Here is a 20843-nt window from a genome sequence, read left to right on the forward strand (position 1 = left end):
GGATCTGTCCCTTTTTGAAAGGTCCTTATTTTGCTCAAGACTTTCCTTATATTCCGTTTTCGAATATAATAGAATAAGCGAGTCTAACATACGGCATTTAAGGAGAGATTTGGATGATTTATAAGGTATTTTATCAAAAAAAAGCTGAGGAAGTACCTGTTCGGGAAAAAACAGATTCACTTTATATTGAAGGCGTATCAGAGCGTGACGTCAGAACGAAACTGAAAGACAAGAAATTTAATATTGAATTTATCACACCTGTTGACGGTGCTTTTTTAGAATATGAGCAACAGAGTGAAAATTTTAAAGTATTGGAGTTATGAGCGGTATGAAATTTGTAAAAAACGATCAGACTGCTGTTTTCGCCCTTGGAGGACTGGGTGAAATCGGTAAAAATACGTATGCGGTGCAGTTTCAGGATGAAATTGTGCTGATTGACGCGGGGATCAAGTTTCCCGAGGACGAACTGCTCGGTATTGATTACGTCATTCCCGATTACACGTATTTAGTTAAAAACGAAGATAAAATTAAAGGGCTTTTTATCACTCACGGGCACGAAGACCATATCGGCGGCATCCCGTACCTGCTTAGACAAGTCAATATTCCCGTTTACGGCGGTAAACTCGCGATCGGCTTACTTCGGAATAAACTTGAAGAGCACGGATTATTAAGACAGACTAAGCTTAACATCATCGGTGAGGATGATATCGTAAAATTTCGCAAAACGGCTGTGTCATTCTTTAGAACAACACACAGTATTCCGGATTCCTACGGTATTGTTGTAAAAACGCCGCCCGGAAACATCGTACATACTGGAGATTTCAAATTCGACTTTACTCCAGTCGGCGAGCCGGCAAACTTAACGAAAATGGCTGAAATCGGCAAAGAAGGCGTTCTGTGCCTCCTTTCAGACAGCACAAACAGTGAAAACCCGGAGTTCACTATGTCTGAACGCCGTGTCGGAGAAAGCATTCATGACATTTTCCGCAAGGTGGACGGCCGAGTTATCTTCGCTACATTTGCGTCGAATATTCACCGCTTGCAGCAGGTAATTGAGGCTGCTGTATTAAATGGAAGAAAAGTTGCCGTATTTGGACGCAGTATGGAATCTGCTATCGAAATCGGACAAACTCTCGGCTATATTAACTGTCCTAAAAATACGTTTATTGAACATAATGAAATCAATCGCATTCCTGCCAATAAAGTAACGATCCTGTGTACAGGAAGCCAAGGGGAACCGATGGCGGCTTTATCCAGAATTGCAAACGGCACACACCGGCAGATTTCAATCAATCCTGGAGATACAGTCGTATTTTCTTCATCCCCTATCCCGGGCAACACAATCAGCGTGAGCCGCACAATTAACCAGCTGTATCGTGCGGGGGCCGAGGTTATTCACGGACCTCTTAATGATATCCATACATCCGGTCACGGCGGACAGGAAGAACAAAAGCTGATGCTTCGTTTAATCAAGCCTAAATTCTTCATGCCGATTCACGGTGAGTACAGAATGCAAAAGATGCATGTCAAGCTTGCGACAGATTGCGGCATCCCTGAAGAAAACTGCTTTATCATGGATAACGGTGAAGTATTGGCGCTTAAAGGCGATGAAGCTTCAGTTGCCGGTAAAATCCCATCCGGTTCAGTATATATCGACGGTAGCGGTATCGGTGATATTGGAAATATCGTGCTTCGCGACCGCAGAATTCTTTCTGAAGAAGGTCTTGTGATCGTCGTTGTCAGCATAGATATGGATGAATTTAAGATTTCAGCGGGCCCTGACTTGATTTCCAGAGGGTTTGTTTACATGAGAGAATCAGGTGATTTGATCAATGACGCCCAGGAGCTCATTTCAAACCACTTGCAAAAAGTCATGGAACGAAAAACCACTCAATGGTCAGAAATCAAAAATGAGATCACGGATACGCTTGCTCCGTTCTTATATGAAAAAACGAAACGCCGCCCAATGATCCTTCCGATCATTATGGAGGTTTAAAAAAAGATGCACTCACTTAGGAGTGCATCTTTTTTATTGCAGTGCTATATGCTGAAATGACTTTACATCAAACAACCCTGTTGTCGTCATTTTGATGTCAGGAATGACAGGCAAAGCCAAAAATGAAAGCGTCAAAAATGGGTTAAACCGGTCTTTGAAACCGATGAATGAGAGCTTTTCATGAAGCGTCATTAAGCTTTGATTCACCAATTCTGCAGATTGGTCGGATAATAACCCCGCAATCGGCAGAGGAACCGAGTGAAGTTCTTCCCCGTCTTTTATAACTGTTAATCCGCCGCCAATTTCCTGTAGCTTATTAACTGCGGCTGCGATATCGGTGTCATTTGTCCCCACAGCAATGATATTATGCGAATCGTGTGAAATCGTTGTTGCAATCGCCCCGCTTTTCAAACCAAATCCTTTCACAATACCAAGTCCTGTTTCTTTTAATCCCTTATGCCGTTCGACGACTGCAATCTTTAACAAGTCAAGATCGATGTCAGGCTGAAAAATGGGTGCTTCCGGAGCCGGAATACTCACCAGGCGTGTTTCAAGCTGATTTGGTATGATTTGAATGACATTCATCTGCTGCTGGGGATCAATTGGCATATGAAAATCCTGTTCGGAAAGAGGAGCAGCAAGGTTAACGGAATGAAGCAGCGCCGGATCTGGTGTTAGCGTATGAGCTTGTGCCTGACAGACTGCTTTATTATATTCAGCAACAGTTTGTCCTTTTACCAACGTCTTTGTGACAGTGACATTTTCCACATCTGAAATAAAGAGCAAATCGGCGTCAAATCCCGGAGCAATCGCTCCCTTTGTATCTAGACCGTAGCATTCCGCTGCATTCAGGCTTCCCAATTGGTATGCCAAAAACGGATCGAGACCTGCTTGAATAGCCATTTTCACCTGATGATTCACACTTCCCTCTGACAATAAATCATCTACGTGTTTATCATCAGTACAGAAGAAGAAACGGCGCGCATTCTTTTCATTAACAGCCGGCAGCACTTTCATTGTGTTTTTGGCGACTGACCCTTCTCGCATCATGACGTACATTCCTCTTCTGATACGATCCAGCGCTTCTTCCTTCGTCGTTACCTCATGATCAGTCAAGACAAAAGCGGTTCTGTATATATTGATGAGATCAGTTGACAAGCCTGCTAAATGTCCGTCAATCCGTTTCCCCGCGCTCCGGGCATCAAACAGCTTATTAACCATGTCTGCTTCACCCTGCTCAACCGATACATAATCCATCACTTCAGCCAGACCCAATACCTCCTTCTCTTCGTAAAATGGCTTCAAATCGGCCGCCCGAAGTACCGCACCGGATCGCTCAAAGCTGGCGGCAGGCACACTGGAGGGAAGCATAAAATGGATATTCAGCGGTGTTTGGCGAGCCTGTTCAATCATAAATTTGATCCCTTCCTGACCGGACACGTTCGCTATTTCATGCGGATCGGTAATGATGGTCGTCACGCCATTCGGCAATACGGCTTTTGCAAACTCGATCGGTGTCACCATTGATGACTCAATATGTACATGACCATCAATAAATCCCGGCACAATGACTTGCCCCTCTGCATCAATGGTTTCTTCACCTTCATACTGGCCGAGGCCTACAATAACTCCGTCTGTTATCGCAATATCTTCATAAATCCACTGATGATTATATACGTCCATGATTTTCCCGTTCTTAATGACGATGTCAGCTTTTTGTCTGCGGGCTGAAGCATTCAGCCTTTTGACCAGCGCTTCTTTATTCAAATGGCCCCCTCCTCTTTTTTATTTATATGGTACAATATGCTATCGGAACGCTTATCCGTAGTCAATAAAATTTTAGTAAATTGGCGCTCAGTTCATTAATGTTGTTATATTCTGATAATATTAAAAAACCGCCCCTAAGGACGGCTTATATTTCTTCTATTTCGTATGAAGAACTCTTTTCTCAAAACGTGAAATATCCGTAACCGATCCAATGACGATGAGAATATCTTCTTGATGTATCACTTCAGTCGCAAGCGGCGACACGATGACTTCCTTGCCCCTTTTAATCGCTACAATATTAATACCGTATTTCGCCCGTATATCTAAATCGAGAAGAGTGTTTCCGGCAAGACGGCTGTTGGCCACGATCTCGACAAGACTATGCTCTTCTGACAGCTCCAAATAATCAAGTACATTGTTGGAAACGATATTATGCGCAATTCTTTTTGCCATATCACGTTCCGGGTGGACAATGTGATCCGCGCCGATTTTGGACAGCACTTTTTCATGATAATCGTTCTGAGCCTTAACTGTAATCGTATTGACACCCAGTTCTTTGAGGATCAGAGTTGTTAATATACTCGCCTGAATATTTTCACCGATCGCAACAATGACGTGGTCAAAATTCCTCAAACCTAAATTTTTCAGAACAGATTCGTCGGTCGAGTCTCCGATGACGGCATGTGATGCAATCTTGGCATACTCGTTGACTTTATCTTCATCAATATCCATCGCCATGACCTCGACGCCCTCTTCGCTCAATGCTTTGCATATACTTCCACCAAAACGGCCGAGACCAATTACGGCAAATTCTTTTTTCATAGTGGTGCTCCTTTACCTAACATCATATTGATCAAATTTTAACATATTCTTTTGAAGCAGTGTTAATTTCATCAACCTTTTGGCAGCGAATTCATATGCTGCTTAAGCCGTTCAGTAAAGCCCGGGGTCAAATAAAGCTCCGCTCCCCGTTCAATCTCGATTTGATAATGCTGAGGAGGTGCTGTTTCTGCTTCTTTTCGGAGGACGAGAAAGGTTAAACAATCGGTATAGAGCTTTCCCCCTGCTTCAACGTCTACAAATGCCGGCCGATAGGTAAGAGATTCAACCCCTTCCCTTTTATACAAATAGGTGACAGCTGAAAAAGGAAGACGATACAGAACCCCTTCTGTCGTGCCTCCGTCTTCAGTGATATCCGCTCTTGAGCCGTCTGGCCTTTTTAACGTAAAGCGGGTTGTATACCCTTTTAAAACAGCTCCTCCCACTGGATCTTGAAAATAATGATCAACCCCTGCTTTTTGAAAACGGGCATTGTCCATACAAGATCCATAGGCAAAATAGTACACGGGATCTTTAGATTTGCTGATCATCTGATGTTCTTTCCAGTCACCGCTGCCTATTTTCACAAAGTCAGCACAATCATCTTTTTCCATATAATATACAAGTGCTTCCTTGATTCCAGCATCAGTTTCGACATGTACAGATTTCTTGTGGTAGCCTTGATAAAAAAGATCAAGCTTATGTATACACGATTCATCTGCTTCATATATCTCACCGCAAATATAGCCATCAGCCCCAAACACGGCCGCGGGTTCCTCGGCTGCCGTATTAAAAAGACTTCCCTTTGTCCGCGCCTGCTCACTGATACAAGCCGACTGTGATAACAAATGATGATTTTTTTCATGCTTCCTTAAGGTCCCATATACAAACAGAAGCGAGTTCATCTTGTTTTTCCCCTCTCAGCTGTCAGATTTCAAAGGCAAAACAACTTGAAAGATGCTGCCTTTTCCAGCTTCACTTTCAATCTTCAATTCCCCGTTATGTTCCTTTAATATTCTCAAACAAATGGCGAGCCCCAGCCCTGTGCCTTTCTCCTTTGTTGAATAAAAAGGTTTTCCGATTTGCTCAAGCTTTTCCTGTGACATGCCGTTCCCTTCATCTTTTACGCTTATTACGGCGTGTGAAGCTGTTTTAGCAGTGGAAATCGTTACGACACCGCCCTTTGGCATTGCTTCAATTCCATTTTTAATAATATTGATAAAAACCTGCTTCAGCTGGTTTTCGTCCCCTTTAATCATACAGGCTTCCGTCTCACCAAAATTCTTTTCAATAGCAATATTGGACAATATGGCATTCGTATCAAGCAATGTCGTGACTTGTTTCAAAATTTCATTGATTGGGTGCGTTTTAAATGTAATTTCCTGCGGCTTCGCCAGCAGCAGCAGCTCGCCGAGCACCAGATCAATTCTTTTAATCTCTGAAAAGATGATATCAAAATAATCTTTTCTATCCGGATATGATGTTTTCATAATTTGAAGGAATCCGCTGACGGACGTTAAAGGATTTCTGACCTCATGTGCAATGCCGGCAGCCAGTTCACTCGTGATTGACAGTTTCTGCGACTCCCTCGCAAGCCGTTCATTAATTTCCAGAAGCTCATCTTCAGCCTCTTTTCGCTCAGTGATGTCTGACATTGTACCCAGGCTTCCGGTAAATTGCTCATCTCGGTCATAGTAAAGTTTATAGTGAACCTCGCCCCAAAAAATCGTCCCGTTCTTTGTCACATATTTTACCGTAAACATCCCCGAGGACGCTTTGTTTTTGATTTGAGTATTAATGTGATCAGCTACATGCTTTTCTTTTATGAAGTAATCATTATACATTGTCCCCATACATTCACTGATCGAAAAACCTGTGATGGCTGCCCACGCTTGATTTAAGTATGTAATTTCGCCTTTTGCGTTTGTTTGAAAAACGATCTCCTGTAAATTATCCATGATGCGGTTCTTCTCATCAGAAAGCTGTTTATACTTCCATTCATTATCTTTCATTTTCTTGACCAGCTGTTTTTTCTCATCGACATAATACGCCAGCATCCAGACACTGAAAATCGTTACTGCTGTATACACAATGTCAACAGGCCAATTAATCGGGTTTTTGCCTATAAAATAAAATAAATAATCCCAAAACATAATAAAAATCATTGCCAAAATAATGGAAATGATACGTGCTTGATATTTTCTCATATGACCACCTGCCGCTTGTGTTTCTCTGTTTATTGTACCATTCTTCGACAAATAATTGAGTAAAATATGTAAAGTATCCCAAATCATTCATTACCTTTTGTTCATGATGTCATATCTTAGGCGGCGGTAATCAGAAATCGGCACGCAAAAAAAGGCGGAGATTACACCATTCCGCCTTTTTCAACATATATTATTCTTTTAAAGCGGCTTGAATTTCTTCGAGAAGCAGCTGTGCGCCTTCAGGGCTTAACGTAATTTTACCGTTGCCGTACTCTTTATTTTCTGAAGTGATTTCCCCAGTCATTAAACAAACGCCATGAGGTTTGTACTTTTTCAAAATAATTTTATCGCCCTCGACAAAAAACTCAATGCTGTCTTTAATAGCAATATCCAGTGCCCGTCTTAACTCTATCGGCATAACAATACGGCCTAATTCATCTACTTTTCTTACAACACCTATTGATTTCATAAAAAACCCTTCTTCCTTAAATGTTTCTTTTTTCATGTAATATTCAAGGTTGTACCTCAATATATCGTAGACGTACGAAACTTAGAAAAAGTTTCCCGCTTTCTTGAAGAATCGCAAGATATTTTTTCCATAAAACCGAAAATTGTATTACTTCTGTTACACCCTTCCGCAGTTTTTTACAAAAACATTTCTTTCCCGAAGCACACCCCCAAAAATCGCTTCTTTTCTTAGAAACTTTAAATGTAGAATCATATAAAATCAGGATAAAGATTGGGTGAAAACATGTTTCAATCAACTGAAATTGGAATTGACTTAGGAACAGCTAATATACTTGTTTACAGCAAAAATAAAGGAATCATCTTAAATGAACCTTCTGTTGTCGCAGTAGATACAACGACTAAAGCAGTGCTTGCGATCGGGACTGACGCGAAAAATATGATCGGTAAAACACCGGGAAAAATTGTCGCTGTCAGACCGATGAAGGACGGCGTTATCGCTGACTACGACATGACAACTGATTTGTTAAAGCACATCATGAAAAAAGCCGGAAAGAGCATCGGCATGTCGTTCAGAAAGCCGAATGTCGTTGTGTGCACACCATCAGGCTCAACTGCAGTGGAACGCCGCGCCATCAGTGACGCGGTGAAAAATTGCGGAGCGAAAAACGTCCATTTAATTGAAGAACCGGTGGCAGCTGCAATCGGAGCGGATTTGCCGGTTGACGAGCCGGTTGCTAACGTGGTGGTAGATATCGGCGGAGGGACGACGGAAGTCGCGATTATTTCCTTTGGAGGCGTTGTCTCCTGCCATTCAATCAGAATCGGCGGAGACCAGCTTGATGAGGATATCGTTGCTTTTGTGCGGAAAAAGTACAATTTGCTGATCGGTGAACGTACAGCTGAGCAGGTTAAAATGGAAATTGGCCATGCATTGATTGAGCATGTGCCGGATGCAATGGAAATTCGCGGACGTGACCTTGTGACGGGGCTACCGAAAACCATTATGCTTCAATCAAATGAAATTCAAAACGCGATGCGTGAATCTCTCCTTCATATTCTTGAAGCGATTAGAGCCACACTTGAGGACTGTCCTCCTGAATTAAGCGGAGACATTGTCGATCGCGGCGTAATTTTAACAGGCGGCGGGGCGCTTCTTAACGGGATCAAAGAATGGCTGTCAGAAGAAATCGTTGTACCTGTACACGTGGCGCCAAACCCGCTTGAATCCGTGGCAATCGGCACCGGCCGTTCTTTAGAGGTGATTGATAAGCTCCAAAAAGCGGTTAAATAATCCTTTTCTCGCAAAATCTCAGAAAGTAATTGAAATTCCTGCTTCTTTTTTCCTCTCTCGCTTCATATTGTGGGAAATGGAGAAACGATAAGGAGGAAACAGATGCTTAGAGATTTAGGAAGACGGGTAGCGATTGCAGCCATTTTGAGCGGAATCATTCTTGGAGGCATGAGCATTTCACTGGCAAACATGCCTCATGCGCCTGAAGGTACTGTAAAAATGAATCATCCATAAGTGTTGAAAAGCCCAAAACCATTTTGTTTTGGGTTTTTCTCTTTGCACTCCTTTCTTTTCTTTATAGGAGATTATTTGATATGATGAGAAAAAAGCACGAGGAGGAAAGATTGATGGATACATTTTCAGAGAAACTAAATACATATGCCCAGCTGGCGGTTGAGGTCGGCGTTAATGTCCAAAAAGGCCAGTATGTGGTGGTAAATGCTTCGACGGAGGTACGCGATTTCGTCCGTCTGATTGTAAAACATGCATATGAAAAAGGCGCAAAAAATGTAACAGTGAATTGGCAGGATGACGAAGTGGCCAAATTAAAATATGAACTGGCGCCGTTTGAAGCCTTTGAAGAGTATCCTGAATGGGAAGCGAAAGGCAGAGAAGAGCTTGCCAAGAAAGGAGCTGCTTTTATTTCAGTCGTATCCTCAAACCCAGATTTACTGCAAGGTGTAGATTCCAAACGGATTGCCGCCTTCCAAAAAGCTGCAGGCAAAGCGTTACATACATACAGACAATACATTCAATCTGATAAAGTGAGCTGGACTGTCGTCGGTGCTGCATCAGCAGGTTGGGCTCAGAAAGTATTCCCTGGCAAATCAGAAGAGGAAGCGACACAGCTCCTGTGGGAAGAAATTTTTAAAGCCACACGCGTAAACGAAGAAAATCCGGTTCAAGCGTGGATCAATCATGATCAAAACCTTCATGAAAAAGTTGATCACTTGAACCAAAAACATTATGCCGCTTTACATTACCAAGCAGAAGGAACTGATTTAACAATCAAGCTGCCGAAAAAACACGTTTGGGCAGGTGCCGGAAGCGTAAATGAAAGCGGACATGAATTTATGGCCAATATGCCGACAGAAGAAGTATTCACACTGCCGCAAAAAGACGGGGTTGACGGGTTTGTATCGAGCACAAAACCGCTAAGCTACGGCGGGAACATTATCGAAAACTTCACGCTCACATTCAAAAATGGCCGTATTGTTGACATTAAAGCCGAAAAAGGAGAAGACATTTTAAAAGAATTGGTCGAAACAGATGAAGGCTCTCACTATCTTGGTGAGGTAGCTCTTGTCCCGTACGATTCGGCTATTTCACAGTCAAATATTCTTTTTTACAACACTTTATTTGATGAAAATGCGTCAAATCATCTGGCGATCGGCAGTGCCTATGCTTTTAATATTGAGGGCGGAAAACAGATGTCTCGCGAAGAGCTTGTCAAAGAAGGCTTAAATGAAAGCATTACCCACGTAGACTTTATGGTTGGTTCTAAGGATATGAACATTGATGGAATTACTGAAGACGGAAAAAGAGAGCCTATCTTTAGAAATGGAAATTGGGCTTTTTAAATAAAGAAGGAGGCTTTCGCCTCCTTCTTATTTTTTTGCTTCATACATTTGCAGATTGGCATAAACTGTTTCTAATATTGGTGTTGAAAGAGACAAACGCTTTGCTTTATCAAGCAAAAAGCCGTGCAGATGATCTCCTTCAGTCGTTTGGCCATTTTCCATATCACGGAGCATGGAGGATTTCATATGATAAGACATGCTTGTCATTGTGCGGAAGCTGTCTTCTTCAAGCTCTGGATCAGCCGGAACTCCTTCCTTGCGCAAGATCATACCGATTTCCCCAATGAGTGTTCGCGCAGTGTGCCGTCCGCTCTCTGTTTCAAGGATTGGTCCAAGCGGTCTTTGAAATAAGGTTGTCATTCCTGCTTGTGCTGCAATAAACAGATATTTTTTCCAGATGTCTTTCTCAATATGCCCGCTAATGATGACCTCTGCCTTCACTCCTGCAAATGCTTCCTCAAGCTCTTTTATCCGTTCCGTACGCTCACCGTTCCATTCACCGAACACAAAACGATGCGACGCACTTGTATGGTTGATTTCTCCCAGATTGTTTAAAGCACTTTCTATGAAGCACAGCCCGCCCAGCACCTGATCTTTCGAAAATGCCGTAAACAGCTGCTCGTAGTGACGATAACCGTTTAAGAAAGGAATAATAACTGATTCACTGTGGACAAAAGGTTTGACATCACTAATCACCTGACCGAGTGAATATGCTTTAGAAGCGATGATGATCACATCAAACTGTTCTTTTTCTCCTGCAGTGATTACTGCGGGCTGAAAGGACACGTCACCCTTTTCACTATGAATAACTAGTCCCGTTTGTTTTAACTGTTCAGCTCTTTTTTGGCGGACAAGAAACGTCACCGCATTCCCTTTCTCTGCAAGCCGTCCGCCAATATAACCGCCTACTCCACCTGCTCCGACAATTAAAAATTTCAAGTTAATGTCCCCTTTCTTTTCTATGTACAAAAAAAGCAGAGAATTCTCTGCTTTTTTTATTACGCGTATAGTTCAGCCAGTTTTTTCTGCACATCAGCATTTTCAAGGAACTCGTCATAGCTCATTTGCTTGTCAACAATGCCATTAGGTGTAATCTCTATGATTCTGTTGGCAATCGTCTGTACAAACTGGTGGTCATGTGATGTAAACAGCATAGCGCCTTTAAAGCTGATTAAGCCATTATTGAGCGCTGTAATAGATTCTAGGTCTAAGTGGTTGGTCGGTTCATCCAAAATTAAAATATTGGCGCCAGAAAGCATTGCTTTCGAAAGCATGCAGCGAACCTTTTCTCCTCCGGATAAAACATTTGCTTTTTTGTGTACTTCTTCACCGGAAAACAGCATGCGTCCTAAGAAGCCGCGTAAAAAGCTCTCACTTTGATCATGAGGAGAATATTGGCGAAGCCAGTCTACAAGATTTAAATCACTGCCTTCAAAATATTCGCTGTTGTCTTTAGGGAAGTACGCTTGAGATGTCGTCACGCCCCATTTAAATGTTCCGCTGTCAGCTTCCATTTCCCCGGAAATGATTTTGAACAAAGTAGTAACAGCCAATTCATTACGTCCTGTAAAAGCAATTTTATCTTCTCTATTCATAATAAAGCTGACGTTGTCGAGAACTTTTACACCGTCAATTGTTTTCGTTAATCCTTCTACCCGGAGAACATCATTACCGATTTCTCGTTCCGGTGTGAAGTTGACGTAAGGATAACGGCGTGAAGACGGTTTAATATCATCAAGAGAAATTTTATCAAGAAGTTTCTTTCTTGAAGTCGCCTGTTTTGATTTAGACGCATTTGCGCTGAATCTGGCCACAAACTCTTGTAGCTGTTTAATTTGCTCTTCTTTTTTCTTGTTCGCTTCTTGAGAAAGCTTCAAAGCAAGCTGGCTTGATTCATACCAGAAATCATAGTTTCCGACGTAGATTTGGATTTTGTTAAAATCAAGGTCAGCAATATGTGTACACACTTTATTTAAAAAGTGACGGTCATGGGATACAACAATCACAGTGTTTTCAAAGTTAATCAGAAACTCTTCCAGCCACTGAATTGCCTGAAGGTCCAAGTGGTTCGTCGGCTCATCAAGAAGCAGAACATCGGGCTTGCCGAATAATGCCTGAGCCAAGAGAACTTTCACTTTTTCGGAACCGCCAAGGTCTTCCATCTTCTTCGTGTGAAGATCTTCTGAGATGCCGAGACCTTTTAGAAGGATCGCAGCTTCACTTTCTGCTTCCCATCCGTTCAGCTCTGCAAATTCACCTTCGAGCTCTGCCGCACGAATTCCGTCTTCATCCGAGAAATCAGGCTTCATGTAAATTGCGTCTTTCTCCTGCATGACCTCGTATAAACGCTTATGTCCCATAATCACAACTTTTAGCACTTCATACTCTTCGTACTCAAAGTGGTTCTGTTTCAGGATGGCAAGACGCTCGCCAGGACTCATATGAACATCGCCTGTCTGAGGCTCAATTTCTCCTGATAACACTTTCAGAAACGTTGATTTACCAGCACCATTGGCACCAATTAACCCGTAGCAGTTGCCTGGGGTAAATTTAATATTTACATCTTCAAATAACTTGCGATCCGCAAAGCGCAAGCTCACATTATTTACAGCAATCATTTAATATCCTCCATCATGTCTATCATCATTAAAAGTATACCATGAATGGAAGACAAGAGAAATGCTTCCCTGATAAAAGCAGGCAGAAACACTTCTACACTAAAAGGGAAAAGCTGTGGTACAATTGAAGGCAAAGAGGATGCATCCAGATGGAAAATCATACATTCTTACTCGGAGGAACACATTGAGGCTTTTAACACTGACTGAATATTGCTTATTGATCTTTTTTACAGGCTTTTACCTTGCCGTAACTGGCTTTACCGCCAAAGATATCGGCTTATATATCGGGATCGCCCTGATTTATATTTTCTCACATATCTTCTCTAAACGGCTATTAGAAAAACGCGGCAAAGAGAACAAGCAAGTGCATCTTTTCTTCAGTGTGCTGGCCATTATCGGTTCAGTATTTGTCACTGTATTATGCATTGCATTAGTCGCTTCTTTTTCCAAATAAAAACGCCTGCTGTCCAAAGGCCAGCAAGGCGTTTTTATTTGGTTTGGCGCATTTCATTAAACGGGAAAAATACAAACTTCGACGTACCCACAATCCGATCTTCCGCAATCAGTCCGAGGCCATTTCTGCTGTCCATGGAGTTTAGCCGGTTATCCCCCATGACGAAATATTTGCCTTTCGGTACTTTCACCGGGCCAAAGTCGCCTGTAAGACTGACACCAAGCTTTTCTGCCTCTTTTTTGTTTTTAGACAAATAAGGCTCGGCAACTTTTTTTCCGTTTATATAAAGCGTGTCATCCTTCATTTCCACGGTTTCTCCAGGCTTACCGATCAATCGTTTGACGTAATGGATTTTTGAAGTCTCACCATTGATAATGACGATATCTCCCCGCTCCAGGTCACCGATATAGTGTACCGTTTTATTGACAAACAGTCTTTCGCCGTCATGTAAAGTGGGGTACATAGATGAACCTTCGACTAAATACGGTTCAAATAGGAAGTGGCGGATAATGAGTGCCAGCAGGACAGCAATGACAATTGCTTTTCCCCATTCCCAATACGTATTGGTTTTTTTCTTCCCAGCTTTTTCAGTTTTTGTTTGATTTTCTTCGGTCAAAGTGTTTCCTCCTAGACGATTGCTATGTCAGTTGTTTCCCTTCTTTTACTTTATCATAATTTATTATAAAATACATAACTTAACCGCGCTGCCGCGAGAAGATAGAGAAAAAGCGTCCTTTAGTAACAGGACGCTTTTTTCCTTATTTTTCAGTTACAGGTTTTTTCACGATACCTAGGATCATCGCCATAACCACAGCACCAATTACAATACTTAATAAGTAAAGGAGCGGATGGTTTGTAATAAAGGCTACGAATATGCCCCCGTGAGGTGCAGGAAGGGTTACACGGAAGAATTCAGTTAATCCGCCGGCAACCGCTGCACCGACCACAGCCGCTGGAATTACGCGAAGCGGATCAGCCGCAGCAAACGGGATTGCGCCTTCTGTTACGAAAGCCGCACCCATGAAGTAGCATGTAATACCTGCTTCACGGTCACGCTGAGAGAACTTGTTTCTGAAAATTGTTGTTGCAAGTGCGATACCTAGCGGAGGAACCATACCGCCGGCCATGATCGCTGCATGAGGCGCATAGTTGCCTGCATCAATCATCGCGATACCGAACGTGAAGGCTGCTTTATTAAGCGGACCGCCCATGTCGATCGCCATCATACCGCCTAAAATAATACCCATTAACACCAAGTTTCCAGTCCCAAGGCTTTGAAGCCAGTCTGTTAAGAAATTCATGAATGCTGCTACAGGTGTATTGATTACAAATTGCATTAATACGCCAGTGATAAAAATACCAAACAGCGGATAAATCAATACAGGCTTCAATCCATCAAGTGACTGAGGGATAAACACAAATACTTTTTTCAATAAAATCACGACATAACCAGCAAGGAATCCGGCAATCAAACCGCCTAAGAATCCAGCATTCGCTTGAGTGGCCATAAACCCGCCGACCATACCAGGAGCAAATCCCGGACGATCTGCAATACTCATCGCGATAAAGCCGGCCAGAACTGCAACAATCAGTTTTAATGCATTGTCGCCGCCGATAAAGTTCAATGCTGCAGCAAACGTATTGTAGCTAGGATCATTCGGATCTGAAGAATGGATACCCCAGAAGAATGAAATTGCAACGAGTATACCGCCGCCCACTACGAATGGAAGCATGTTGCTGACACCGCTCATAAGGTGCTTATAAAACGCGTTTCCAATGCCGCCAGATTTGGCTTTTGGTTCATTTTCATCACTTTGAGCAGAAGAACCGCCGCCGCTGCCTTGATAAATCGGTGCGTCTTGATTCACCGCTTTTTCGATAAGCTCTTGCGGACGTCTGATACCTGCCGTTACTGGAACCTGAAGCACGCGTTTGCCTTTAAAGCGCTCCATTTCAACCTGCTTGTCCGCTGCGACAATGATTGCAGGTGCATCTTCAATTTCTTGAGCAGTTAACTTGTGCTTAATACCGCTTGAACCATTTGTTTCAACCTTAATCTCAACACCAAGCTCTTTCGCTTTTTCTTTAAGGGCATCCGCTGCCATGAAAGTATGGGCAATACCTGTCGGACAAGCTGTAACCGCTAGGATTTTACCTTTTCCGGCTGGTGCTGGTGCCGTTTCTTCTTCTTCTTCTTCCTCTTCGTCATCATCTTTATCATGCTGATTGATAATGTCAATAATCGCGTCTTCTGATTCAGCTTCAAGCAACTGTTTGCGAATTTCTTCACGCATTAACAGCGTAGACAGTCTTGACAGTGCTTCAAGGTGAGTGTTGTTTGCACCTTCAGTCGCTGCAATCATGAAGACCAAGTGTGCCGGCTGGCCGTCTAGTGATTCATAATCGACACCGTCTTTTGAACGCCCAAACGCAATCGCCGGGTTGATAACGCTTGCCGTTTTCGCATGCGGAATAGCGATTCCTTCACCGATACCCGTTGAACTTTGGCTTTCACGATTTAAAATGGCTTCTTTGTAGGCTTGTCTGTCATTTAATTTTCCAGCCTTATCAAGAACTGTGACCATTTCGTCAATAACGTTTTCTTTTTCTTTGCTTTCAATATTAAGCTTTATCGTATGCTTCGTTAAAAGCTCAGTTATTTTCACTTTTGTTTCCTCCTCTATAGACGTGTGACCTTAACTTCAGGAAGAAGCTGCTGGACAAATTCTTCTGTACCAAGTTCCTCAGAAAACGCGGTAGCGCTGCCTGATGTAACTCCTAAGCGGAATGCCTCTTCAAGCGGCAGCTGCTTGGAAACACCGGCAAGAAAACCTGCAACGACAGAATCTCCTGCTCCGACTGAGTTTACCAATTTCCCCTTTGGTACGTTTGCAAAGTAAACGGCATCCTTCGTAAACAGAAGCGCTCCGTCACCGGCCATGGATACGATTACATGCTCAGCGCCTTGTTCTACAAGCTTTTTCCCATAAGGAACAGCTTCTTCAACAGATGAAATCGTCGTTCCGAACATTTCACCAAGCTCGTGATGGTTTGGCTTCATCAAAAACGGTTTCATTTCTGTTGCTTTCATAAGCGCTTCGCCAGAGATATCTAACACAACACGCGCGTTCTGCTGTTTGCAAGCCTCTGCGATTTTTTCATAGGTATCTTGAGGCAGTGAAGATGGAATGCTTCCAGCAAGAACGACAATATCCCCCTCTTGCAAAGATGTAAACTGTTCTAAAAAGGCATTGAAATCTTCGTCTGAAATCGTTGGTCCCTGACCGTTAATTTCCGTTTCATCACCAGTTTTCAATTTCACATTGATGCGGGTATCTTCTTTTACTTCAGAAAAAGCTGTTTCCAGGTTTTCTTCGCGCAAAAATGTTTTGATATATTCTCCGGTAAATCCGCCGATAAATCCGAGCGCTTTTGACTGAACATGATGTCTTTTCAGCACTCTCGATACGTTGATGCCTTTTCCCCCTGGATACTTTGTATCGTATGCGGAACGGTTCAGGCCTCCTACAGTAAAATCTTCAACGTGAACAATATAATCGACAGATGGATTAAGTGTTACAGTATAAATCATGGTTTCACTACCTTTACGACAGTTTTTTCTTGGTAATTATCGAATGTAAGCTCTTCAGCGTCAGTCGTAATGATTGTTGCGTCGCCTATGCCGGCAAATGCCGAAAATGAAATTTCTCCAAATTTCGAAGGGTCCGCTAAGACGTAAGCGTGTTTTGCCTGTTTGACAGCCTTCGTTTTCAAAAGGGCTTCATCAGGGTCAGGCGTTGTGAAGCCGGCCTCTGTATGCACACCGTTTGCCCCCAGAAAACTCTTATCGAATCTGTACTGATCCATGGCAATCAGTGAAGCGCCTCCGATAACCGCACCCGTTCTGTGCTTTACATATCCTCCAAGCAGATAAAAAGATATTTCTTTCCTTATCAATGCGTCGATGTGCATAACCCCGTTCGTGACCACAACGATATCTTTGCTTTTATCCATAAAATCAATCATGTGCAAAGTCGTCGTGCCCGCATCGAGATAAATGCAATCCCCTTCCTCCAAAAGTGAAGCGGCTTTTTCAGCAATCTTCAATTTGTCTTGAAGGTTTTTGGATGATTTTTCAAGCATATCAGGTTCAAGTCTGATATCGGAAAGCTTGGCAGCTCCCCCGTGAACACGCTTTAAAAAACCGCGTTCTTCAAGCGTCGATAAATCTCTTCTGATTGTAGATTCAGAAGCATTTGTAAGATTTATGAGCTCTTGAATCTTTACCACATCACGCTTTTCTATTTGATCAATAATCAACTGATATCTTTCAGGAGTTAGCATGCTTCACCTCCTAATGAAAACGTATTCATTTTGAATACAATTTCATTGTAAACGCTTTTTTTACAATAGGCAACTAAAATCATTCAAATTCATTCAATAACTATCAAAATCTTTCACGTTTCTCCATATTAACGTATGTATATAGGGTTTGTAAACTGTAAATTCGACAAAAATAAGGACAATTGTATGACTTTTTCTTCTTATCTTAATGTAAAAAGTCTTTTATATTCATAGTAAAAAGCACCAAACATAAAAAAACCTCATGCATATGCATGAGGTTACTCGTAACGCAGCGCTTCAATCGGATCGAGCTTGGCAGCTTTATTTGCAGGAAGCATTCCAAAGACAACGCCAATAAGCATACTGAACAGCACGCCTCCGCATACGACCTGCCAGGATACTAATGACGGCCAGCCGGCAATGGCAGAAACCAGCGCGGCCCCTCCGTATCCGATCCCGATCCCAATCAGTCCGCCGATAAGCGTTAATACGACTGATTCGATTAAAAACTGGGTCAGAATTTGTCCTCTCGTCGCTCCGAGAGACTTCCGAATCCCAATTTCCCGCGTTCGTTCTGTCACTGACACGAGCATAATATTCATGACACCGATTCCGCCGACTACAAGCGAAATGCCTGCAATTGAGCCGATAATCGTGGTCATGATTGTTGTGATCTTTCCAATTCCTGCTGCAATCTCTTCCATGTTCATTACTTGATATGAATCCTCAGTGCCATGATGGTCATTCACCAGCTGTGCCGCTTCTTTTCCGATAGATTTTATATCATCAGCCGATTCGACCTGCAATGACACATTACTGAAGTCACTTGTACCGAAAGACGATTTCATCATATTAAACGGCACATACATTTCACTTAGTCCGAAAGACAGCAAACCTGTTTCCTTCTTCAGCACACCGATAATTTCCACAGGCTGTCCGTTTACCCAGACAACTTCACCGAGAGGAGAGGATTTATCAAACAGCTCTTCTGCCATTTTTTGCGATATAATGCCCGCCCTTTTTCCCGCAAGAAAGTCATTATCAGTAAAGGTTCTCCCGCTTTCTATTTCTAAGGAATTGACATTCATATATCCGTCGTTGATTCCGTTAATGGTTACATCGGTTTCTTCCTCATGATAACGCGCCTTCATGCTTTCAGAAGTCGATGCAACCACTTGTTTTATCCCTTCTATATCTTTTAATCCGCTAATATCGTTTTCTGTGAAAGTTGACTCCGTTACGGCGTTCGGATTACTTGCAAGCTCTTCGTCACTCGGCATGTAGTAAAGTTCCACCGTATTCCCCGGACCGCTGATGGACTGCTTAAGCATTTGCTCGCCGCCCTGCCCTACAGCAACGACGACAATAACAGAGCCAACACCAATTATGATTCCGAGCATCGTTAAAATGGAACGCATTTTATGTGCAAGAACAGAGCTCAAAGCCATTCTGACGTTTTCTAACAGACTCATTCCCCCACGCTCCTTTGTCCGGAGCCGGGAGGAACAATTTCTCCGTCTCGCACCATGATGACCCGGTTCGTGCAATCTGCAACTTCCGGCTCGTGGGTGACAAGTACAATCGTTGTTCCCTCGTCGTTTAACGCTGTAAATTGGTCCATAATCGCTGCACTTGTTTTCGTATCCAACGCGCCAGTCGGTTCATCCGCCAAAATTAATTTTGGTTCATTGACGATTGCCCTCGCAATGGCCACACGCTGCTTCTGACCGCCGGATAACTCATTCGGCATATGAAGCATCCGATCGGCTAATCCGACCTTTTCTAAGGCTCTTTCGGCTCTCTCTTGGCGTTCTTTTTTTCCAATGCCGGAATAAATCATCGGCAGCTCGACATTTTTTTTAGCGTTCAGCCGCGGGAGAAGCTGGAATTGCTGAAAGACAAAACCGATGGATTTGTTGCGGACTGCGGCCAGTTCTCTGTCTTTATAAGAAGAGATGTCTTCGCCGTCCAGCTTATATATACCGGAAGTCGGACGGTCTAGACAGCCGATAATATTCATAATCGTTGATTTTCCCGATCCTGACGGCCCCATGATCGAAACGTATTCCCCTTGATTGATGTTCAAATCAATCGAATGAAGAACATCAAACGTTTCTCTGCCGATCTGGTAGCTTTTTCGCACATTTGAAAGCTGAATCATTTATGCTTTCACTTCCGTTCCGTCAGCCAAATCATCAGCAGGATTTAAAATGACCTGATCATCCTTAGAAATTCCTTCTTTTATTTCCGTTACATCATCTGTTACTTCCCCGATTTTGACGTCGACTCGCTTGGCTTTACCGTCCTTTACTGTATACACATAATATTGATCGTCTTCTTTTTTAACTGCCTTAGAAGGAAGCGTATTGGTTTTCCGCTTATCCGTTTCTATATTCATAATGAATTTAAAACCTGGCTTTCCTTCAGGAAGATCACCTTTTATTTTGACTTGAAGCGGGTATTGTACCGCCTGATCTGTGCCAGCTGCTGCCGCGGCGTTATCCTGCTGATCCGGCACTAGTCCGACAGCTGAAACTGTACCTTTCCATGTTTTATCCTGAATGACATCTGAAGTGAGTGTGACCTTTTGGCCTTTTTTGACTTTAAGTGTATCGTATTCAGACAATTTTCCTGCAACGACAAGATCTTTAGGATTGCCGATATGTATAACGGGCTCTTGAATATCTGACTTTTTTGATGCCGCTTCCTGGTTGACAGAAATCACAGTGCCTTCGATCTCGCTTTTCACTTGAAGATCTGACACTTGATTGGCAAGCGACTGCCGCTGAAGCTCAGTTTGCTTTAATTCAATTTGAGCTGTTTTTTCCTGCATTTCAAGCTCTGTGCGCTCAGAGTCAACTTGTTTTTCTGCTTCTTTCTTTCCAAGCTGTTTTGTCAGTTCTTTTTCTTTACTGTCCAACGCTTGTAGCTTTTCTTGAATTTGATCGATTTGCAGCCGGTTCGATTCAGAGGTCAATTGATTCTGTTCTTTTTCCAGACTAAGCTGCTCGTTCGTATAAGTGACTAACGGCGTACCCTTTTTAACTTTGTCGCCTTCCTTCACTTTAATGTCGTTCAAAGTTCCTTTATCGGCTTCATAAAACACATATTGTTCATTTGAAAATTTAAGTGTGCCTGGAACCATAACCGTTGACGATATCTTTTTTTCTTCTAGACTGCCCGTCTCCACCTTCTGGCCGGCGCTGCCGCTTGTCGGAGCGGCAGACCGGTAAATATTAATTCCTATAAAAAGAGCGACTAATGCTGCAATCCCAATTCCAATCCAGACTTTTTTCATC

At 42.8% G+C, this 20843-nt stretch carries 20 protein-coding genes; 6 read left to right on the plus strand and 14 right to left on the minus strand.

All coding sequences use genetic code 11. The annotated features are described in order from the left end of the window. Window positions 1–113: 113 nt before the first annotated feature. Both rnpZA and rnjA read left to right on the plus strand, forming a co-directional pair. Entirely contained in the window at window positions 114–323 is a 210-nt protein-coding gene (rnpZA, locus tag DIC78_RS02115) for an RNA polymerase subunit omega 1 (RefSeq protein WP_010334097.1), read from the plus strand. Between the two features lie 5 nt (window positions 324–328). After that, complete coding sequence (gene rnjA / locus DIC78_RS02120) at window positions 329–1996, plus strand: ribonuclease J1 (protein WP_127695317.1); 1668 nt, start codon at window positions 329–331, stop codon at window positions 1994–1996. Between the two features lie 33 nt (window positions 1997–2029). Here the strand turns inward: rnjA and ade are convergent, their stop codons facing one another. From ade to abhA, 5 genes are all read right to left on the minus strand, one after another. Beyond that, window positions 2030–3763: an adenine deaminase gene (gene ade / locus DIC78_RS02125; protein WP_127695319.1), complete on the minus strand. Its 1734-nt coding sequence runs from the start codon at window positions 3761–3763 to the stop codon at window positions 2030–2032. Between the two features lie 156 nt (window positions 3764–3919). Beyond that, a complete protein-coding gene (gene ktrC, locus DIC78_RS02130) occupies window positions 3920–4585 on the minus strand; it encodes a Ktr system potassium transporter KtrC (RefSeq protein ID WP_010334094.1) in 666 nt (221 codons plus the stop codon). A gap of 71 nt (window positions 4586–4656) precedes the next feature. Then, window positions 4657–5487 (minus strand): gamma-glutamylcyclotransferase family protein, encoded by an 831-nt coding sequence (locus tag DIC78_RS02135; protein ID WP_106020369.1) that lies wholly within the window; start codon window positions 5485–5487, stop codon window positions 4657–4659. 15 nt (window positions 5488–5502) lie between these two features. Then, window positions 5503–6789, minus strand: coding sequence for a two-component sensor histidine kinase KinC (kinC, locus tag DIC78_RS02140; RefSeq protein ID WP_127695321.1), 1287 nt, complete (start codon window positions 6787–6789; stop codon window positions 5503–5505). Between the two features lie 190 nt (window positions 6790–6979). Beyond that, on the minus strand, window positions 6980–7258 hold the full coding sequence (gene abhA / locus DIC78_RS02145; RefSeq protein WP_095714714.1) for a transcriptional regulator AbhA: 279 nt from the start codon (window positions 7256–7258) through the stop codon (window positions 6980–6982). Window positions 7259–7540: 282 nt separating this feature from the next. On the opposite strand from abhA, the gene mreBH reads away from it, so the two are divergent. The 3 genes from mreBH (at window position 7541) to DIC78_RS02165 (ending at window position 10128) form a co-directional block, all read left to right on the plus strand. Beyond that, window positions 7541–8548, plus strand: coding sequence for a cell shape-determining protein MreBH (mreBH, locus tag DIC78_RS02155; RefSeq protein ID WP_024121252.1), 1008 nt, complete (start codon window positions 7541–7543; stop codon window positions 8546–8548). Between the two features lie 102 nt (window positions 8549–8650). Beyond that, complete coding sequence (locus tag DIC78_RS02160) at window positions 8651–8782, plus strand: protein YkpC (RefSeq protein ID WP_024121251.1); 132 nt, start codon at window positions 8651–8653, stop codon at window positions 8780–8782. A gap of 113 nt (window positions 8783–8895) precedes the next feature. Next, complete coding sequence (locus DIC78_RS02165; RefSeq protein ID WP_044156760.1) at window positions 8896–10128, plus strand: aminopeptidase; 1233 nt, start codon at window positions 8896–8898, stop codon at window positions 10126–10128. 27 nt (window positions 10129–10155) lie between these two features. Here DIC78_RS02165 and DIC78_RS02170 read toward each other — a convergent pair whose 3' ends face one another. Together DIC78_RS02170 and DIC78_RS02175 are read right to left on the minus strand one after the other, a co-directional pair. Then, on the minus strand, window positions 10156–11067 hold the full coding sequence (locus DIC78_RS02170; protein ID WP_101865186.1) for a ketopantoate reductase family protein: 912 nt from the start codon (window positions 11065–11067) through the stop codon (window positions 10156–10158). Window positions 11068–11126: 59 nt separating this feature from the next. Next, window positions 11127–12746, minus strand: a complete 1620-nt coding sequence (locus DIC78_RS02175; RefSeq protein ID WP_024121248.1) for an ABC-F family ATP-binding cassette domain-containing protein — start codon at window positions 12744–12746, stop codon at window positions 11127–11129. Window positions 12747–12930: 184 nt separating this feature from the next. Between DIC78_RS02175 and DIC78_RS02180 the strand changes: the two genes are divergently transcribed. Further along, entirely contained in the window at window positions 12931–13200 is a 270-nt protein-coding gene (locus tag DIC78_RS02180) for a hypothetical protein (RefSeq protein ID WP_017696821.1), read from the plus strand. Between the two features lie 34 nt (window positions 13201–13234). On the opposite strand, the gene sipT is transcribed toward DIC78_RS02180, so the two are convergent. The 7 genes from sipT to DIC78_RS02215 all read right to left on the minus strand — a co-directional run bounded on the left by sipT (window position 13235) and on the right by DIC78_RS02215 (window position 20842). Further along, window positions 13235–13816: a signal peptidase I sipT gene (gene sipT, locus DIC78_RS02185; protein ID WP_044156035.1), complete on the minus strand. Its 582-nt coding sequence runs from the start codon at window positions 13814–13816 to the stop codon at window positions 13235–13237. 142 nt (window positions 13817–13958) lie between these two features. Beyond that, on the minus strand, window positions 13959–15866 hold the full coding sequence (locus tag DIC78_RS02190; RefSeq protein ID WP_127695323.1) for a PTS fructose transporter subunit IIABC: 1908 nt from the start codon (window positions 15864–15866) through the stop codon (window positions 13959–13961). 14 nt (window positions 15867–15880) lie between these two features. Continuing rightward, the gene (gene pfkB, locus DIC78_RS02195; RefSeq protein ID WP_106020372.1) at window positions 15881–16792 is read right to left on the minus strand and encodes a 1-phosphofructokinase; all 912 of its coding nucleotides are present in this window, start codon (window positions 16790–16792) and stop codon (window positions 15881–15883) included. Further along, complete coding sequence (locus tag DIC78_RS02200) at window positions 16789–17544, minus strand: DeoR/GlpR family DNA-binding transcription regulator (protein ID WP_024121244.1); 756 nt, start codon at window positions 17542–17544, stop codon at window positions 16789–16791. Before DIC78_RS02200 ends, pfkB begins: the two co-directional genes overlap by 4 nt. 278 nt (window positions 17545–17822) lie before the next feature. Next, window positions 17823–19016, minus strand: coding sequence for a sporulation-delaying-protein transporter subunit SkiZ (skiZ, locus tag DIC78_RS02205; protein WP_095714711.1), 1194 nt, complete (start codon window positions 19014–19016; stop codon window positions 17823–17825). Next, window positions 19013–19705: an ABC transporter ATP-binding protein gene (locus tag DIC78_RS02210; RefSeq protein ID WP_024121242.1), complete on the minus strand. Its 693-nt coding sequence runs from the start codon at window positions 19703–19705 to the stop codon at window positions 19013–19015. The genes skiZ and DIC78_RS02210 overlap by 4 nt, the downstream gene beginning before the upstream one ends. Beyond that, a complete protein-coding gene (locus DIC78_RS02215) occupies window positions 19706–20842 on the minus strand; it encodes an efflux RND transporter periplasmic adaptor subunit (protein WP_101860674.1) in 1137 nt (378 codons plus the stop codon). It abuts the gene before it with no gap. Window position 20843: the final 1 nt, after the last annotated feature.

Source organism: Bacillus halotolerans, assembly GCF_004006435.1.
Classification (GTDB): domain Bacteria; phylum Bacillota; class Bacilli; order Bacillales; family Bacillaceae; genus Bacillus; species Bacillus halotolerans.